This window comes from Bradyrhizobium sp. CCBAU 51753, from assembly GCF_015291565.1.
Classification (GTDB): domain Bacteria; phylum Pseudomonadota; class Alphaproteobacteria; order Rhizobiales; family Xanthobacteraceae; genus Bradyrhizobium; species Bradyrhizobium ivorense.
The window spans coordinates 5,985,095-6,002,958 of record NZ_CP030037.1 but is presented as its reverse complement, the minus strand read 5'-3'; the positions used below and the strand labels follow the sequence as shown (position 1 = coordinate 6,002,958).

The window sequence follows — 17,864 nt, the reverse complement described above, 5'->3', positions numbered from 1 at the left end:
AGAGTCCGCGCCGGGCTTTGGGGGAATTTCACTTGATCGTTTCGACCGCAGCCGCGCAGCGCAGCGCGCTGATGATTCTTGGCCTGACATTGCTGCTGGGCGCCACCCGTTTCGCCACGGAGACCTTCATCACCAGGGCGCATGCGGCCGGCGCGTTCGCGGTCGGCAAATGCGGCGCCTATGGTCAGGCCTATGACTATCCGGCGGAGGCCGCGGCGCGCGCCGCTGCGCAAAAACAATGCAAGGGCGACTGCACCACCGTCACCATGAAGCGCGCCTGCGCCGCGCTGTCGATCGACCTGAAAAATCCCTGCGGCGCGCATGGCTACGCGGTCGCGCCGCAAATCTCCTCTTCGCTCAACGCCGCCACCCGCAAATGCTACGACTATGGCGGCAAGGAATGCGTGATCCGCGCCTGGGCCTGCGACGCCAAGGGCTAGCCAATCCAACTACTGATCGACCTTGGGATCGATCTTCTTCGCCGCAGCAATGTCTGCCTCGCCGCCGGCGGCGTCGCCGGTCTGGCGCCGGGTGATGCCGCGCCAGTACAGCGCGGCGGCGGAGGCCGGCTGCAGCTTCACTGCATGGTCGAACTCGGTGAGCGCGCGGTTCAAGTCGCCCTTGGCGAGGAAGACGATGCCGCGGCCGGCCATCGCCAGATCGTTGTTGGGCGCGAGCGCGATCGCCTTGTCATAGTCGGCCAACGCGCCGTCGTAGTCCTTTTGCACCAGATGCAGATCGCCGCGCGCGCCGAACGCGAAGGCGTCGTCGGGATCGAGCCGGATCACCTGCTCGATATCGGCGAGACTCCTGTCGAGATCGCCGGTCTGCGCGTAGGCTTGCGCCCGGAAGGTGAGGGCCTTTGCAAGCGCCTTCCCCGCGTACTTGCCCGACTCGATTGCCGTGGTGCATCCCTCGACCTGCTCGCGCCAGGCGACGTCGGGCTTGCCGGTGCAGTTGGCGGCGAGCGGGACCTCGGCCTTGCTCTGGATCGTCGGCAGGATCAGCGCCGCGACGAAGCAGAGCATTCCGGCCGATGCAAGCAGCAAAAGACGTCTCTTCATCGATGCGGGTCCGAAGCGGGGACATACGGCTCTCGCGGAGCCGCACGTCTTTAGTCGCCGCCGCGCAATCGGCGGTTCAGGGCGCGCCGAAGCCGCCGCGATCAGTATTTCGTCAATTTGTCCGGCTGCAGGGCGGCGATGGTCTCGCGAACCAGCCGCTCGGTCGCAACGCGGTCGTCATTGTCCGTGTAGGACCAGCCGATCCTGACGATCACGAGGTCGTGCGAGGGCATCACGATCGCATACTGGCCCTGGCTGCCGGCGGCCATGAAGCTGTCGGGTGGAAAGCCGCCGGCGATGCGGCCGCGCGCCGCGGCCGAGTTGCCGCGCTGGGTCCAGAAGCCGGCAGCATAGCCGTATTCGTCGGCGCTCTGCGGCGTGAGCGTGGCCGAATAGTCGACCCAGCCCTCGGGCAGGATGCGCCGCCCGCTCTCGGTGACGCCGTCGCGCAGATAGAGCTGGCCGAAGCGCGCCCAGTCGCGCGCGCTGGCCCACAGATGGATGGTGCCGAGCGGAATGCCGGTGCTGTCATATTCGATCGTGGCATGCTGCATCCCGACCGGCTCGAACAATTCGCGCGCGATGAATTGCCGGGTCGCATTGGCGTCGCCGCCGGCGAGGTTGCGGATGATCCGCGACAGCAGCACGAAATTGCCGTTGGTGTAGCGCCATTCCTGTCCGGGTTCGGCGCGCAGGCCGGCATTGGCCGCGAAGCCGGACTGATCGGCCATGTCGTATTCCATCTGGGCGTCGGCGTCGAAGATGGTGAAAAATCCCGCCGTATGAATCGACTGGCCGCAGCGGATGCCGCTTGTCATGCGCAGCATTTGGTCGGGCGTGATCGATCGGCGCGGGTCCTGCACCTTCCCCCATTCGACGATCGGCGCCGGTGCGTTCATGTCGAGCTTGCCGCTGCGCACGAGAATGCCGAGCAGCGCGTTGGTCACGGATTTCGTCATCGACCAGCCGATCAGCGGCGTCGCCGGCGTGACGCTGTCCGCATAACGCTCGCCGACGATGCGTCCGCGATGCAGCACCACGACGGCTTTGGTAAAGCGCCGCGGCCCGGAATCGGATTCGGCAAACGCATGCGCCAGCGCCTCGGCCAGTTTTGCATTGACCGGCGCGACGACCTCGGGGCCTGCGAGCGGCGGCATCGCCGCGGCGGCGGGCTGCTGAGCGTCGTTCTCGCCGCGGAAGAACCGCGCCTCACGTCCGGGATGCAGCACGCGGCATCCGAACGGCCCGTCGTTAACGGCGCGGCTCTCGACGAGGCCCGCGAGGCTGGTCCGCACCTCCTGCCGCTGCCGGTCGATCTCGTAACGGATCAGCCCGCCGGCCGGGCCGAGTTTCGGCTTGATCGCCTCGGCAAAGAACTGCGCAGGATCGAGTCCCGCCACGAAGGTCGCCGAGCAGAGCTGGTGGCTGGCAAAATGCACGGGAACCGCGGCCGCGCGCGCCAGCGCGTCGCGCCCGACGTAGGCCGCCGTGGCCGAGCCCAGGCAAGCGATGGCCGAAGCCAGCTTCCAGTTGTATCGCAGCGAAATCATTCACGTTACCCACTGATGTTGCGTGGGCCGTGGCATAGCCGCATCATGCGCGCGCCGTCTGTCGGCGGGCCGACACAGCGCACGAGGATGTGATGCAGATGGGAGCGACCAACGAGGCCGGGCGATCCGCCGCGCTCACCACGGCACAGCGGGCGGTGCTGGAGAGCAGCGAGTGGTTCGCGGCGCTCGATCCGGCGTTCCGGCAGGCCGTGCTCGCTTCATCGCGCGTGATCACGGTGCCGGCCGGCGGCGCCGTGTTCCACCGCGGCGACGCCAGCGACGGCCTGTATTGCGTATTGTCGGGCGCGATCTGCTTCAGCGGCAGCGCGCCGTCGGGCCGCGGATCGATCGCCGCCATGGTCGAGGCGCCGCAATGGTTCGGCGAGATCGCGCTGTTCGACGGCGGTCCGCGCACCCACGACGCGCTCGCCGACATCGCCTCGACCGTGCTGCACCTGCCGCTGCGTCATTTGAGCAAGCTCCTGGCCGACGATCCCGGCCGCTGGCAGCAGCTTGGGCGTCTGCTGGTCGGCAAGCTCAGGATCGCGCTCACGCTGCTCGAGGATATGGCGCTGGAGCCGCCGAAGGTGCGGCTGGCGCGCTGCCTGATCAATCTGCTGGAGGGTTATGGCCAGCGGGTGGCGGCGCCGGAGCGCAGCGTGCGCGTCTCGCAGGAGCGGCTCGGCATGATGCTCTCGCTCAGCCGCCAGACCGTCAACGAGCTGCTTCGCCATCTCGAGCAGGACGAGATCATTCAGTGCCGCCGCGGCGGCGTCCGCATCCTCGATCTCGGCCGGCTCAGCGACGTGGCGCGCGGGGCTGCGTCGGATGGGTAGGCGAAACGAACCCATCTCCTCAGTTTCGTGGTCGGAATGATGGGTATCGCTGCGCTCCACCCAAGCTACTGATCGAACCAATAGGTGAGGGTCGTGTCGGCCGACCAGCCGGTCTTGGCCGATTTGTCGGGCATCGCGGCGAACGCCGCGTAACCGCGCAGTCCAGCGAGGTCGCCGGTCGCCGATCCTTCGAGGATTTCCCAGCTTCCGTGCACGGCATGATGCCGGTCGGTGAAGCCGCTGGCCTGCAGCAGGAACGAGCCGGCGCGGCCGTCGAGCGTGCCGGTGATGCGTTCATAGCAGGTCAGCATGCCGGTGCCGTCGCTGCGCTCGATGCGCAGATGAGTCGCAATCCCCTTGCCGACGAGCCCGCCGGAAAAGTTTTCCTCGAGCCGCGTCTCCACCACGGTCATGGTGCTGTCGCTCACATGATCGAGCACCTCGCGGAGATATTTCGCGACCTCAACCTTTGACTGCGTGGTGGTGTGGGCGACTGACTTGGCTGCGGCCATGGTGAGCTCCGTCAGTTGGTGCGGGCATGCGGCAGCAGCGCGTCGAGCGCGATCAGCGCCTGCCAGGCCTTCGGGATCGAAAATTCCGCCAGCGCGCGCAGCGCCACGCAGCAGTCCGCTCGTGTGAGCCCGGCCTGCCGGCACAGCCCGACATGCACCGCGAAGGGCGTGCCAAGCGTGCCGCCGACGACGTCGACCGCGAAGGTGGCGAGGCAGCGCTCGCGCCGGGACAGGCCGGGCCGCGACCACAATTGCCGGCTGGTCCGGTCGACCATGCGCGCAAATTCCGGATCGAGCTTCTCAAGCGCGGCGAGCGTCGCCGCGTCATAGACCGGCTGGTCCGCCTCCATCCGTGTCGCCGAACTGCCAGAATCCTTGTCGAGCTCCTTGGCGATCTGCAGCAGCCGCTCGAATCCCATCGCGACGATATTGAAGCCCGCATCGGGCGCGATATGACGCAGCAGCTCGCGCAGATCCTCGACCGTCATCTTGGCCTGGCCCAGCGCCATGCCGACATGCAGCTCGAATGGCAGTCCGAGCTCGGGAACGCAGAGATCGGCCGTGATCATCACGACGGCCTTTTCCCGCATCGACAGCGCCGGTGCGCTCCAGATCGCCTTGCCGGCCTCGATTCCCATCTGGCCGAACACCGGATCGAGGCGCGTCACGCGCTGTTCCGACATCAGTTGCATGCGAGACTCCCGGAGCATCTACAACGTGTCGGTCTACAAATTGGTGCGCGCCGGATCGTTCCTCTCACGGTGATGATTTCTCAACCACACATGTTGTGGCACCCGTCCAAGTTGCCATCTGCTGCCAACATGGCAGTCATGACTGAACCGGCAGGACTGGCCTCGCCGGCCGCTCTGCCGCTACACTTGCGTCATGCAATTCGATACCAAGATCGCGGTCGTGATCCGCACCGACCTGGAAGTCTGGCAGAAGCTCAACGTCGCGTCGTTCCTGTCCGGCGGCATCGCGGCGTCGTTTCCCGAATGTATCGGCGAGAACTATCAGGACGGCTCGGGAACGACATATCTGTCCCTGATCGGCCAGCCGATCCTGATCTACGGCGCCGATCGCGCCCAGCTGTCGCGGGCGCTGGAGCGTGCACTGGCGCGTGACGTGAAGCCTGCGCTCTACACCGAGGACATGTTCAAGACCACGCATGATGCCGCCAACCGCGAGGTGGTGAAGGCGGTGGCGCGCGCCGAGCTCAACCTGGTCGGCCTTGCCGTCCGCGCCGAGCGCAAGGTGGTCGACAAGATCCTCGACGGCTTGAAGTTTCACAGCTAGCGGCGGGCCGCGCCGACACCGATCACCTCAGGTAACGCAGAGCGGCCCGATCGCGCCGCATTGCCGGCAACGAAAGCTGCCGAGGAAATTGCGCAGCAGCACGGCAGGCCGCTGGGCCGGCGCGCGCTCCGCGAGCAACAGCAGCCGCGCCAGCGAAGGCGCGAGCGCGTCGGTGTCGGCCGCAGGGACGACCAGGCTGTCGTGTCGTGAGGCTGCCTTCTCCTTGTGGTCGCGCAGCAGCGCGTTGTCGGCGAAGATAGCCGCCGGCTTTGCCGAGGGTGGATGCTCATCGGCATAGAGGGCCATCTGGTTGCCGAACAGGAGGTATCGATAGCCCCAGCCGCAACGCGTGCACCTCAGTAAGCTGGCTTCTTCATGAAAGAGAAGGCCGGCGAGGTCGCGGTGCCCTTCCGCGGCGGCAACGCCTCCGAGCAACGGCACCAAGCCGCTCTCGTCATGCGACATCTCCACCAACGCCTGCTCGCACATCTTGCCGATCCGCGGCAGCGCGGACAGAAACTCGGTCCTGATTGCCTTGATCCGGACGATATCGGCGCGGCCGATCGGCGCCGTGCGCAGAATTTTCCTGTAGCGCGGCAACAGTTCATTGCGCTCATAATGCGAGATGTCTCGGCCTCGATCCTCGAGGCTGGCCAGGAGGCTGCGATAGCAATCGAGCTTCCGATCCCACGCCTCGGTCGTTTCGGGAAGTCCGGGCAGCGCCTCATCCCCGGTTCGCCGGTGTTCCAGCACACAATGCACGACAAATCCGGCGAACAGTGCGATCTCGAACCGCTCACGCCGGTTGCCGTCAGGTTCGGCGATCTCCAGCAGGTGCGGGATCGCGGCGTAGGTCGCCCCGTAACAGGTGCCCTGGTGGCAAAGACAGTCCCAGAACAGCGACTTCGCAATCTCGTCATCCCAGGCTTGTGAAAACCCGGCAAGCAATCGCGGAATGTCCCGGTCGCGATGCGCATCGTCGAGCTTGGCCCAGAGCGGATCATTCAGTGCAAGCATCGGCTCACCGGCAATTGTTGCTGTGGCAGCTCCGGGAGGGTAGGGCAGGTCAAGCGTTGCTGCAATGAAGCGACCGGCCCGCGGCGGGTTCGAGCGGTATTTGCAAGTTGGCCGGGAGCCGCCGTCCACGCGGACGGCATGCCGGCCCGCTCGGTTTCCACGGTTGCAATGACATCGTAGGATGGACAAAGGTGCGAAGCGGGCCCCTCCAACCGCGGTGAGCGACATGCTTGATGGTTGCAGCCCGATGACCTTTGTGGCGACGACCGACAGCGCGCGAGCGCGCGCGTTCTACGAGGGCGTGCTCGGCCTGCAATTCGTCTGCGATGACGATTTTGCCGTCGTCTATGATCTCGCGGGGATCGAGCTGCGGCTCCAGAAGGTGCGCGCGTTGATACCACAGCCGCATACCGTGCTCGGCTGGGCGGTTCCGGACATCGATGCTGTCGTGCGCGGCATCGCCGCTCGTGGCGGCGTGTTCGAGCGCTATCCGCGCCTCGCGCAGGATGAGTTTGGAATCTGGCCATCGCCATCCGGCGCCCGGATCGCGTGGCTGAAGGATCCCGACGGCAACGTGCTGTCGATCACCGAGCGACCCTGACGCGCCGTGGCGATGATTTGTCGCATCCACGCGTCGCGCGCGCGTCCGCAAGCGCGCGCTATCACGTGTCGTCTCCCGCGTAATGCGACAGCGCTGGTTGCCTAATTGCCGTGCTTGGCAGCCCGGCAGGCCTACGTTACGCTGCCTCGGATACCAGTTACCCGGAAGTGAGGACGACAACATTCGCGAAGGGGCGTATCGACATGATCGAACTCACGGTCAATGGCATCAAGCATCGAGTTGACGTCGTTCCAGAGATGCCTTTGCTCTGGGTGTTGCGCGACGAGCTCGGTATCACCAGCCCCAAATACGGCTGCGGGATCGCGCAATGCGGTGCCTGCACCGTTCAGATCAACGGCGCGGCGGTCCGTTCCTGCCAGGCGCGGATCGGCGACCTCGCCGGCAAGTCGGTCGTCACCATCGACGGATTGGACAACAGGGAGCAGCACCCGGTCCTGCAAGCCTGGATCGAGCATCAGGTCCCGCAATGCGGCTACTGCCAGACCGGCCAGATCATGCAGGCCGTGTCGCTGCTCGAGCTGATCCCCAAGCCGACCGACGAACAGATCAACGAGGTGATGTCGGGCAATCTGTGCCGGTGCGGCACCTATCCGCGTATTCGCGCCGCGATCCATGCGGCTGCGGCCAAGATGGCGGAGAAGTGAGATGGGCGTCATGCAAAACCTGTCCCGCCGCGTGTTCATCATCGGCTCCGCCGCGGTCGCCGGCGGCGTTGCGTTCGGCTCCTACAGCAATGCCGAACAGGCCGCTCCAGTCGCCAATGGCAATCCATTGGCCGCAGGGCTCGGGCCCAATTCCGCGACTTTCAATCCCTGGGTCGAGATCAGCCCGGAGAAGATCACGCTGATCGCGCAACACGCCGACATCGGCCAGGGCGTCGGCTCGGTGCAGCCGATCCTGATTGCCGAAGAGATGGACCTCGACCCCGGCCAGTTCGAAGTCCGCTTCGCGGGGCCGAGCCCCGCCTATTTCAACACCGGCTTTGCCGATGAGTTCGCGCCGTTCCTCGCCGCGGACCAAAGTCCGGCCGCTGAAGCCGCGCGCGCCGCCGTGCTGCAAAATCTGCGCAAGTCCGGCCTGCAGATGACCGGTGGATCCAGCACGATCCCGGACACCTACGAAAAGCTGCGCATTGCCGGCGCGGTCGCCCGCGAGACGCTGAAGGTCGCGGCGGCCGACCGCGCGGGCGTCGCGCTGGCCGACGTTCGCACCGCATCCGGCCATGTGATCTTGCCCAACGGAACGAAGATTCCCTACGTCGCGCTCGCGGCGGACGCCGCGAAGATTGCGCCGGTGCTCGACGTCAAGCCGCGCGACCCGTCGACATGGCGACTGGTCGGCAAGCCGATGACGCGCCTCGATATCAAATCGAAGGTGATGGGCGAACTCAAGTTCGGCATCGACCTGAAGATGGAGGGCATGATGTATGCCTCCGTCAAGCTGAACCCCAACAAGGGCCAGCCGCTGAAGTCATATGACGCACGCAAGGCGCAGGCGATGCCGGGGGTCAAGAAGATCCTCGAGATCAAGAACGGCGTTGCTGTCGTCGCGACCAACAGCTGGTACGCGATGAAGGCGGTCGCGGCGATCGATTGCGAGTGGGCGCCATCGACCTATCCCGCCGAGCAGGCCGACCATTGGAAGGTTCTGGAATCCTCGTTCAAGCCGGAATTTTTGGGCAAGGAGTGGCGCAAGATCGGCGATGTCGAAACCGGATTGAAGGCCGGCACGCTGGTGGAGGCGGAGTATCGCGCGCCCTATCTGGCGCACGCGCCGCTGGAGCCGCTGAACGGGATCGGCATTGTCACCGACGCCGGGATGGAAATCTGGGTTGGCCATCAGAGCCCTCAATTCGTGCAGTCGGTCGCGGCGACGGCGATCGGCATCAAGCCGGAGCAGGTCACCTTCCACAATCAATGGACCGGTGGAAGTTTTGGCCACCGTCTCGAGTACGAGAACGTGCGCGTGCTGGCCGAGATCGCCAACCAGATGCGCGGGACGCCGATCAAGCTGGTGTTCTCGCGCGAGGAGGATTTCATCCAGGATATTCCGCGACAGATCGCGATCGCCCGGCACCGGGGCGCCATCGACAAGGGAAAGATCGTCGCGGCCGATCTGCAATTGGCCTCGACCGCGCCGCTCAAGGGGCTGCTCGAGCGCTCCGGCATCCCCTCGAAGGATCCCGATGCGCAATTGGCCTCCGGCCTGTGGAATGTCTACTACGACATCCCGAATTTCCGGGCCACGACCTTTGAGGCGCAGGGCCTGTCGCCGTGCACCACGTGGCGCTCGGTCGGCGCCTCCACTGCCGGCTTCTTCACCGAAAGTTTCATCGACGAACTGCTCCATGCGGCGGGCGTCGATCCCCTGAAGGGGCGGATCGAGATGTGCGCGGTCCCGCACTACCGCAAGCTGCTCGAGACCCTCGCCGAGATGTCGGACTGGAAGGGGCCGCTCGGCAACGGCAAGGGGCGCGGCGTCGCCTTCGTCGAGGCGTTCGGCACGCCGACCGCGGAAGTCGTCGAAGTCACGGCGACCGATCGCGGCATCAGGATCGACAAGGTCTGGATCGCGGTCGATGTCGGCAAGGTGGTCGATCCCGTCAATTTCGAGAACCAGGTGCAGGGCGGGGTGGTGTGGGGGCTCGGCCACGCCATCAACTGCGAGCTCACCTACGCCAAGGGTGGCGTGCAGCAGACCAACTACCATCACCACGAAGCGATGCGGATCTACCAGTGTCCCGTCATCGAGGTGCGCGGGCTCGAGAACGATCCGAAGGTGAGGGGCGTCGGCGAGCCGCCGGTGCCTCCGGCCGCACCGGCGCTCGCCAACGCGATCTTCGCGGCGACCGGAAAACGGATCCGCGAGATGCCCTTCAACAAGTTCATCGATTTCGTGTGAGGGGCGCGCCATGAAAGCAGCATTGATCGCGATCGCGCTGGCGGCTGCGTCGATCGCGGCTCTGACCGGGATTGGGGTGGCCAAGGACGACGCCTCCAAAGATGCGCTGCCGGCGGGCAGCGTCAGCCGCGCCGACGGGCTCGAGGCGTGGAAGCGGATCGAGGCCGTGGTGACCCATCCGCGTTGCGCCAACTGCCATGTCGACGCCAAGGCGATCCCGATGTGGACGCCGGCCGGCGAAACCAAAACCCGCGTGCATGGCATGAACATCCATGGCGGCGAGAGCCGCATCGGCGCCGAGACGATCGCGTGCTCGACCTGTCACATCACCACCACCTTGCCGAACGATCCCGCGCCGGCGCCGCTGCACGCCGGTATCGACTGGCAGCTGGCCCCGGTGGAGTTCATCTGGTTCGGCAAGAGCGGCGCCGAGATCTGTGCGCAACTGAAGGACCCCAAGCGCAACGGCGGCCGCGACGCCGTCGCACTGCTCGAGCACCTCAGGCACGACGCATCGCTCAGCGGCTTCATCCCCCGGGCCTGGGCCCCCGGTGCGGGCCGCACCACGCCGCCGGGCAACTTCGAGGATCACGTCAAGGACATGGCGCTGTGGGGCGCCGCCGGGCAACCCTGCCCGAACTGACGGTTTCCCGCTGCGCTGTCGTCGCCCGCGCAGGCGGGTGATCCAGTATTCCAGAGACATCGGTAATTGAGCCGAGAAGGCGCGGCGTACTGGACCGCCCGGTCTGCGCGGGTGATGACAGCGAATAAGCTGTTTCGCACTTGAATCAGACCAACCCGTCATCCTGAGGTGCGAGCCCCTTCGGCGAGCCTCGAAGGGTGCACGGCCCGGCTGGTGGCCGTCGATCCTTCGAGGCTCGCAAGAGCTCGCACCTCCAGCGACAAAGGCGAAGCCTTTGCGCGGGGATGACGGAACTGACCGCAGCGCGCGTATGCACACCTAGTTGGTATGTCGCATCAATCGACTTGACCGACGGCCAACCTGTCAGTGATGTGTCCGAACAGGTGTCAGCCATGTCTCCGGACTAAACAAGTCATCGGGCCGCGCTTCGCAACACGCGCGGTAATCCGACATCGATGCCGCATCCGGATTTCACGGCTGCCAGGATATCCGCATGGAATCGACGCGGCGGATGCCGCTGTGCCCCCTGATCACGGGCGCCTCATCCAGTCGAAGTTGCGGGAGGCGGGCCGCGAGCGCCGCCAGGCTCTCCTCGAGTTCGACGCGCGCCAGCGCCTCACCGATGCAACGATGGGCGCCGGCGCCGAAGGCGGGAAGCAGCCGTGGCTGATCGGTTCGACGGATGTCGAACACGTCGGGTCGGTCATAGGCGTCTCCGTCACGGGCGGCGGACATCGTCGACAAGATGACGAATTGCCGGGCCGGAAGAACCGCGCCGCCAAGCTCGATGTCTTCGGTCGTCACCCTGACGAACGATGCCACGCTCGGCTCGAAGCGCATCGCCTCCGCAACCGCGCCTGGAACGAGCGAGGGATCGCGACACACCGCGTCCCATTGCTCCCGGTGCTGGAGCAGCAGCGCCAGTTGCATCACGATGGCGACGCGGGTCGTGTCGGTGCCGCCGATGATCAGCTGCACGATCTGGAATACGATCTCGAGAGGTGACAGCTCGCCGGCTGCGTCCGCCTTGCCCAGGAAATCCGAGAGGAAATCGTCGCGAGGGGCGCTGCGTCTGTCGTCGAGCGTCTTTTCCACGTAATCGCGCAACTCTCGGCACGCCGCCTCCAATTCGGGGATTTCGTCCGGCACGATGCTCGAGCTGAAGAAGCGGGTCACGGAGTAGACAAGGCTCGTAAAGGACGGGATGTCGGCGCGCGGCAGGCCGAGAAGGTTCCCTATGACGCGGGCAGGAAGTTGGGCTGCGAACTGATCGACAAATTCGACCCGACCATCGGCATACCAGCTCTCGATCAACTCCTCGGCAGAACGCCGTATCTGCGGCCTCAGATCGGCCATCGTGCGCGCCGCAAAGCTCCTGGAGAACGGTGAGCGTCGGCGACGATGAACGGCGCCATTCGCGGTGAGCATTCCCTGCTCGAACAAATCGAACAGCGCTCCCTCGGTGACACCGAACATTTCCGGGTGGGCCGTTTCGGATGCGGCCGTACCCGAACCATTGCCAAGCCGCTCAATGTCGGCATGGCGCAGTATGAGGTAACCTCCCGCTTGATGTCCGACAAAGGGATAGGCGGCGCGATACCTGCGGAACATGCCGTGAGGATCGGCGTCGAGGTCGGCCACACTAAGAACCGGCAGGCCGTCGAAAGCGCCGAGAGCCACCCGATCGTTTGCGCCGATAACTTCTGCCATTGAGATTCCCTTCTGTCCTTGACTGAGACTTCTCCTCTCTAGGCATCCCCGTTTTACGTCTCGATTGCCGGACGGCCGAAGTTCGTTGCAATCGTAATGGAGAGGGCTCCCGCCCACGAATGTCATCGCCCGGCCTGTGCGCAATTGCGCACATGGACCGGGCGATCCAGTGCGCCGCGGCCTGTCGGCTCAAGCACGACCGCCTCTGGAATACTGGATCCCCCGCATGCGCGGGTGATGACACCGAGCTAGCTGCGTGAGTTGCGGCTCGAACTCACCCCGTCATTGCGAGCGCAGCGAAGCAATCCATAGCGCCGCATATGCGGAGCGATGGATTGCTTCGTCGCTGTCGCGCCTCGCAATGACAGGTGTGGCCCGGCGAAAGCAGGGACTTATGACCACCCGCGTCAATCGGTGCGCGACGCCGGAACGGCGAGTCGGATCGCAGCAAAACCGCCAGGAACGTTCCGCGCCGATATGCGTTTTCCTCCCATCATCTTGACAATGACTGACTAGTCAGTCATATTGGACTCATGACAAAGCGCACCGATAAACCGACCCGCACATCGCCCGAACGGCCCCACAAGGCCGCGATCCGGGCTGCCTCGGCCAAGACTCCGAAGGTCGTCTCGGCAAAACTGGCCGAGGCGAGGCCTGTGGCGAACCGCGCCGAAAGGTCGGCGGAGCGGCGGGCGGCCATCGTCGAGGCGGCGATGGACGAGTTCGTCGCGCGCGGCTTTGCCGCGACCCGGCTCGACGACATCGCCAAGCGGGCAGGGGTCGCCAAGGGCACGCTCTACCTGCACTTCAAGGACAAGGAATCGATGTTCGAGGAGCTGATCCGCACCGCGCTGGTGCCGCTGATCAGCCGCTTGGCCGCGCCGCCCACGATCACCGGTCCGGTGCGCGATGCGGTGGAGGGGTTCGCCGAGATTTTCATTCGCGAGGTGGCAACGACCCGGCGCGGCGACATCATCCGGCTGATCGTTTCGGAGGGACCGCGCTTCCCGGCGATCGCCGACTTCTATTTCCGCGAGGTGGTGTCGAAGGGGCTGGCCGCCATGCACCGGCTGGTCCAACTCGCGATCACGCGCGGCGAGATCAGGCAGAAGGAGCTGGCGCACTTCCCGCAACTGATCGTCGCGCCGGCGATCGTCGCCGTGATCTGGCAAAGCCTGTTCGCCCGCCACGCGCCCCTCGACGGCATCGCGATGTTCAAGGTGCATCTCGATCTGATTTTTGGCGAACGGAGGACGACATGACCTCGTCGCGCATATTACAGTGCCTGGCCGTCGCCGCGCTGGCGGCGGTGCTTGCCGGCTGTCAGGAGAAGCGCGACCCCGGCTTCCAGGGCTGGGTCGAGGCCGACATGATCTTCGTCAGCCCCGATGAATCCGGCCGGGTCACCAAGCTCAACGTGCGCGAGGGCGACGAGGTCAAGCCCGGCGACCTGCTCTACACCGTCGACGACGATCTGCAGCGCGCCGATCTCAACCAGAGCAATGCGACGCTGGCCAATGCGCAGCAGACCTACGACCGCGCCGCCTCGCTGCGTGGCACCGGCTCCGGCACCCAGGCCAATCTGGATTCCGCGGTCTCGGCGCTGCGCATCGCCGAGGCGCGCGTCAACACCTCGCAGACCCGGCTCGACCGCCGCAAGGGTTTTGCCCCGATCGCCGGCGCCATCCAGCAGATCTATTTCCGCGAGGGCGAGATGGTGCAGGCGCAGCGGCCGGTGCTCTCGATCATGCCGCCCGGCAACATGAAGCTGCGCTTCTTCGTGCCGGAGACCGAGCTGCCGAAGCTTGCGCTCGGCGACGAGGTCAAGGTGAGCTGCGACAATTGCGCTGAAGATCTCACCGCAAAGATCTACTTCATCGCCACCACGGCGGAATACACTCCGCCTGTCATCTACAGCCTCGATGAGCGCAACAAGCTGGTCTATCTGATCCAGGCGCGGCCGAGCCGGCCCGACGTGCTGCGGGTCGGACAGCCGATCAGCATCCACCTCAACCCCAAGATCCCGGTGGCGGACCGCAGATGACCGCCGCCACCACCCATGCGCGCTCTGACGCATCCGGCTTCGCGATCGACGCCAGGGGCCTGACCAAATCGTTCGGGGGGCGCGAGGTGGTCCATGACCTGTCGATGCAGGTCAAGCGCGGCTCGATCTACGGCTTCCTCGGTCCCAACGGCAGCGGCAAGACCACCACCATCCGCATCCTGTGCGGCCTGCTGACGCCCGACAGCGGCGAGGGCACCTGCCTCGGCTACGACATCCGGCGCGACGCCGACAAGATCAAGCGCAAGGTCGGCTACATGACGCAGCGCTTCAGCTTGTACCAGGACCTCAGTGTGCGCGAGAACCTCGAATTCGTCGCCCGGCTCTACGGCCTGCCCGACGCGCCGCGCGCGGCGTCCGAGATGATCGCGCGGATCGGCCTCAAGGGCCGCGAGGAGCAGCTCGCCGGCGAATTGTCCGGCGGCTGGAAGCAGCGGCTCGCGCTCGGCGCCTGCACGCTGCCCAATCCGCAACTGCTGCTGCTGGACGAGCCGACCGCCGGCGTCGACCCCAAGGCGCGGCGCGACTTCTGGAACGAGATCCACGCGCTCGCCGCCGAGGGCCTCACCGTGCTGGTCTCGACCCACTACATGGACGAGGCCGAGCGCTGTCACGAGATCGCCTACATCGCCTATGGCCATCTGTTGGCGCACGGCACGGTGGACGAGGTGATCGCCGGATCCGGGCTGTCGACCTACACGGTGACCGGCGACGATTTCAACGGCCTGATGGCCGAGCTGTCCGGCAAGCCCGGCGTCGACATGGTGGCGCCGTTCGGCACCAGCCTGCACGTCTCCGGCCGCAACAAGACGGCACTGGAGGCCGCCATCACGCCGTACCGCAGCAACGCGAAATGGCACTGGCAGCCGAGCGAGCCGTCGCTCGAAGACGTCTTTATCGACCTGATGGGGCGCTCCAGGGACAATTTCCAGCAGGGATAGTTGCCATGAGTGCGACCGATGCGATCCAGAACCGCGAGACCAGGGAGCCGGCGTTCGGCTTCTGGCGGCGCAGCTATGCGATGCTGGTCAAGGAGTTCATCCAGCTTCGCCGCGACCGCGTCTCGTTCGCCATGATCATCATGCTGCCGGTGATGCAGCTCACGCTGTTCGGCTACGCCATCAACACCACGCCGCGCAATCTGCCGACCGCGGTGCTGACCCAGGAGGATAGCGATCTCGGCCGCTCGATCCTGAAGGCGATGCAGAACACCGCCTATTTCCGCTTCACCCGCGAGGTCCATACCGTCACCGAGTTCGACGAGCTGCTGCAATCCGGCAAGGTGCTGTTCGGCGTCGAGATCCCGCGCGGTTTCGAGCGCGCGGTGCGGCGCGGCGACAGGCCGGCGCTCCTGGTCGCCGCCGACGCCACCGATCCGGTCGCCTCCGGCTCGGCGCTCGGCGCGCTCGGCCCATTGGTGCAGACCGCGCTGGCGCATGATCTGCATATCGGCGATCCTCCGGAGATGCCGTTCGAGATCCGCGCCCACGCCCGCTACAACCCGGCGGCGGAATCCCGCCTCAACATCGTGCCCGGCCTGGTCGGCACCATTCTCACCATGACGATGCTGATCTTCACCGCGCTGTCGGTGACGCGCGAAATCGAGCGCGGCACCATGGAGAGCCTGCTGTCGATGCCGATCAAGCCGGTCGAGGTGATGTTCGGCAAGATCATCCCTTACGTGATCGTCGGCTTCGTGCAGGCCGCGCTGATCATCGGCATCGGCGTGGTCGTGTTCGGCGTCCCGATCATCGGCAGCATGACGCTGCTCGCGCTCCTGACCACGCTGTTCATCACCACCAATCTGTCGATCGGCTACACCTTCTCGACCATCGTGCAGAACCAGCTGCAGGCGATGCAGCTCTCGATGATGTTCTTCCTGCCGAGCATCCTTTTGTCCGGCTTCATGTTTCCGTTCGCGGGCATGCCGGTCTGGGCGCAATATATCGGCGAGGGGCTGCCGCTGACCCATTTCGTCCGCATCGTCCGCGCCATCATGCTGAAGGGCGCGGCGATGGAGAACCTGCGCTACGACACCATCGCGCTGGCCTGCCTGATGCTGTTCGCCATGACGGTCGCCGTGACGCGCTTCCGCCGCACGCTGGATTGAGGCAGAATGCGGCTGGTTGTTCATCGTTATTCCGGGCGAACCCGGAATCTCGAGATTCCGGGTTCGCTTCGCGCCCCGGAATGACTGGGGCGGGGAAATGGCGGAGTTGCAGGACAAAGACAAACCGGCGCACGGCACCAACGTATCCGTGGACTTTCATCACGCGCTGATGCACGAGGTGATGACCACCGAGCTGCTGCGCATCAAGGTGCTGATCGGCATCGCCGCCGGATTCTCGGTGGTCAGCTCGATCATCTACTTCGTCAATCCCGAGGCGCTGGTCCGGGTCTGGCACGGCAATTTCAAGCCATCCTATCTCTATTCGGTCGTTGTGCCGTTCATCCTGTTCGAATTGTGGGTGCACGGCGCGATCGTCAGGCACATGAAGCAGGGCCGCGACCTGCCGATCGTCCGCCGCTATATCGGCGCCTTCATCGAGACGTCGATGCCGACCATCGCGCTCGCGCTGCACATCGACAGCATGGGCCCGGTCGCGGCGCTCGGCTGGGTCGCGCCGCTGATCTATTTCATCTTCATCATCGCCTCGACCCTGCGGCTGGATTTCTGGCTCTCGACCTTCACCGGTTTCGTCGCCGCCGCGGAGCTGTTCTGGATGGCGATGTATTATCGTCCCGACGGCACGTTGGATCCCGCGCCCGACCTGTTCTACCATTCCGCGCGCAGCGTCGTGATCCTGGTCTCCGGCATCGTCGCGGGCACCGTCGGCATGCAGCTGCGCCAGCAGTTCGGCGCCAGCATCATGGCCGCCACCGCGCGCGACCGCATCACCAATCTGTTCGGCCAGCACGTCTCGCCGCAAGTGGTCGAGCGGCTGATGATGGAGGGCGCCTCGACCGAGAGCGACATCCGCCGCGTCGCCGTGATGTTCGTGGATTTCCGCAGCTTCACCGCCGGCGCGCGCACCCGCTCGCCGCAGGAGGTGGTGGATCGGCTCGACGGCGCCTTCGCGATACTGGTGGACATCCTCGATCGCCATGGCGGCATCGTGAACAAGTTTCTCGGCGACGGCTTTCTCGCGCTGTTCGGCGCGCCGATCCACGCCGTCGACGCCCCGCATCAGGCCGTCGCCGCCGCACGCGAGATGCTCGCGGCCAACGAGCAGCTGAACGCCTCCTCGAGCTGGCAGCTGCGCATGGGCATCGCCATCCATGTCGGCGACGTCGTCGCCGGCAATATCGGCTCGCCCAGGCGCAAGGAATACACCGTGATCGGCGACACCGTGAACTTTGCCGCGCGGCTCGAGGCGCTCAACAAGGAGCTCGGCTCGCAATTCTTGATCTCGTCCGAAGTGCGCGAGGCGCTCGGCGACGACTGCAAGGATGCGGTCTCGCGCGGCGAGATCCCGGTGCGCGGCTACGAACACCCGGTGGCGGTCTGGCAGCTCGGCTAGAGCGTTTTCGAGCGAAGTGGATGCCGGTTCGCGTGAAGAAAACGCGTCAAAACAAAAAGCTAGAGCTTCGGTTCTGATTCAATCAGAACCGCAATGCTCTAGCACGCGATTGCACCGAATGCTCTGAAGC

General features: G+C 65.5%; 18 protein-coding genes. 12 read left to right on the top strand and 6 right to left on the bottom strand.

Annotated elements, in window-relative coordinates; translation table 11 throughout:
• The first annotated feature begins 32 nt into the window (after positions 1–32).
• Positions 33–440: a DUF4189 domain-containing protein gene (locus XH93_RS27465; RefSeq protein ID WP_246799312.1), complete on the top strand. Its 408-nt coding sequence runs from the start codon at positions 33–35 to the stop codon at positions 438–440.
• 9 nt (positions 441–449) lie between these two features.
• Here XH93_RS27465 and XH93_RS27460 read toward each other — a convergent pair whose 3' ends face one another.
• Both XH93_RS27460 and XH93_RS27455 read right to left on the bottom strand, forming a co-directional pair.
• Positions 450–1,064, bottom strand: coding sequence for a tetratricopeptide repeat protein (locus XH93_RS27460; protein ID WP_194469890.1), 615 nt, complete (start codon positions 1,062–1,064; stop codon positions 450–452).
• A gap of 101 nt (positions 1,065–1,165) precedes the next feature.
• Positions 1,166–2,614: a serine hydrolase gene (locus XH93_RS27455; RefSeq protein ID WP_194469889.1), complete on the bottom strand. Its 1,449-nt coding sequence runs from the start codon at positions 2,612–2,614 to the stop codon at positions 1,166–1,168.
• Between the two features lie 92 nt (positions 2,615–2,706).
• Between XH93_RS27455 and XH93_RS27450 the strand changes: the two genes are divergently transcribed.
• Positions 2,707–3,450, top strand: coding sequence for a Crp/Fnr family transcriptional regulator (locus XH93_RS27450; protein ID WP_194469888.1), 744 nt, complete (start codon positions 2,707–2,709; stop codon positions 3,448–3,450).
• 65 nt (positions 3,451–3,515) lie between these two features.
• On the opposite strand, the gene XH93_RS27445 is transcribed toward XH93_RS27450, so the two are convergent.
• Together XH93_RS27445 and XH93_RS27440 are read right to left on the bottom strand one after the other, a co-directional pair.
• Entirely contained in the window at positions 3,516–3,962 is a 447-nt protein-coding gene (locus XH93_RS27445; RefSeq protein ID WP_194469887.1) for a DUF3224 domain-containing protein, read from the bottom strand.
• Positions 3,963–3,973: 11 nt separating this feature from the next.
• Positions 3,974–4,654 carry a carboxymuconolactone decarboxylase family protein gene (locus XH93_RS27440; protein WP_194469886.1) on the bottom strand — a complete coding sequence of 227 codons (681 nt, stop codon included), beginning with the start codon at positions 4,652–4,654 and terminating at the stop codon, positions 3,974–3,976.
• A gap of 193 nt (positions 4,655–4,847) precedes the next feature.
• On the opposite strand from XH93_RS27440, the gene XH93_RS27435 reads away from it, so the two are divergent.
• Complete coding sequence (locus XH93_RS27435) at positions 4,848–5,258, top strand: DUF2000 family protein (RefSeq protein ID WP_194469885.1); 411 nt, start codon at positions 4,848–4,850, stop codon at positions 5,256–5,258.
• A gap of 27 nt (positions 5,259–5,285) precedes the next feature.
• Here the strand turns inward: XH93_RS27435 and XH93_RS27430 are convergent, their stop codons facing one another.
• Positions 5,286–6,404 (bottom strand): hypothetical protein, encoded by a 1,119-nt coding sequence (locus tag XH93_RS27430; RefSeq protein WP_194469884.1) that lies wholly within the window; start codon positions 6,402–6,404, stop codon positions 5,286–5,288.
• Between the two features lie 97 nt (positions 6,405–6,501).
• On the opposite strand from XH93_RS27430, the gene XH93_RS27425 reads away from it, so the two are divergent.
• The 4 genes from XH93_RS27425 (at position 6,502) to XH93_RS27410 (ending at position 10,441) form a co-directional block, all read left to right on the top strand.
• Entirely contained in the window at positions 6,502–6,876 is a 375-nt protein-coding gene (locus XH93_RS27425; RefSeq protein WP_194469883.1) for a VOC family protein, read from the top strand.
• Between the two features lie 203 nt (positions 6,877–7,079).
• Complete coding sequence (locus XH93_RS27420; RefSeq protein ID WP_172627924.1) at positions 7,080–7,541, top strand: (2Fe-2S)-binding protein; 462 nt, start codon at positions 7,080–7,082, stop codon at positions 7,539–7,541.
• Between the two features lies 1 nt (position 7,542).
• Entirely contained in the window at positions 7,543–9,798 is a 2,256-nt protein-coding gene (locus XH93_RS27415) for a xanthine dehydrogenase family protein molybdopterin-binding subunit (protein WP_194469882.1), read from the top strand.
• 10 nt (positions 9,799–9,808) lie between these two features.
• On the top strand, positions 9,809–10,441 hold the full coding sequence (locus tag XH93_RS27410) for a hypothetical protein (protein ID WP_194469881.1): 633 nt from the start codon (positions 9,809–9,811) through the stop codon (positions 10,439–10,441).
• Positions 10,442–10,912: 471 nt separating this feature from the next.
• Here the strand turns inward: XH93_RS27410 and XH93_RS27405 are convergent, their stop codons facing one another.
• Positions 10,913–12,151, bottom strand: coding sequence for a cytochrome P450 (locus tag XH93_RS27405; protein ID WP_194469880.1), 1,239 nt, complete (start codon positions 12,149–12,151; stop codon positions 10,913–10,915).
• A 533-nt stretch (positions 12,152–12,684) separates the two neighbouring features.
• Here XH93_RS27405 and XH93_RS27400 point away from each other — a divergent pair.
• The 5 genes from XH93_RS27400 to XH93_RS27380 all read left to right on the top strand — a co-directional run bounded on the left by XH93_RS27400 (position 12,685) and on the right by XH93_RS27380 (position 17,734).
• Complete coding sequence (locus tag XH93_RS27400) at positions 12,685–13,413, top strand: TetR/AcrR family transcriptional regulator (protein ID WP_194469879.1); 729 nt, start codon at positions 12,685–12,687, stop codon at positions 13,411–13,413.
• Positions 13,410–14,195, top strand: coding sequence for an HlyD family secretion protein (locus XH93_RS27395; RefSeq protein ID WP_194469878.1), 786 nt, complete (start codon positions 13,410–13,412; stop codon positions 14,193–14,195). The genes XH93_RS27400 and XH93_RS27395 overlap by 4 nt, the downstream gene beginning before the upstream one ends.
• The gene (locus tag XH93_RS27390) at positions 14,192–15,154 is read left to right on the top strand and encodes an ABC transporter ATP-binding protein (RefSeq protein ID WP_194469877.1); all 963 of its coding nucleotides are present in this window, start codon (positions 14,192–14,194) and stop codon (positions 15,152–15,154) included. Before XH93_RS27395 ends, XH93_RS27390 begins: the two co-directional genes overlap by 4 nt.
• 5 nt (positions 15,155–15,159) lie before the next feature.
• Positions 15,160–16,323, top strand: a complete 1,164-nt coding sequence (locus XH93_RS27385) for an ABC transporter permease (RefSeq protein WP_194469876.1) — start codon at positions 15,160–15,162, stop codon at positions 16,321–16,323.
• 97 nt (positions 16,324–16,420) lie between these two features.
• Entirely contained in the window at positions 16,421–17,734 is a 1,314-nt protein-coding gene (locus tag XH93_RS27380) for an adenylate/guanylate cyclase domain-containing protein (protein ID WP_194469875.1), read from the top strand.
• The last annotated feature ends 130 nt before the right edge of the window (positions 17,735–17,864 follow it).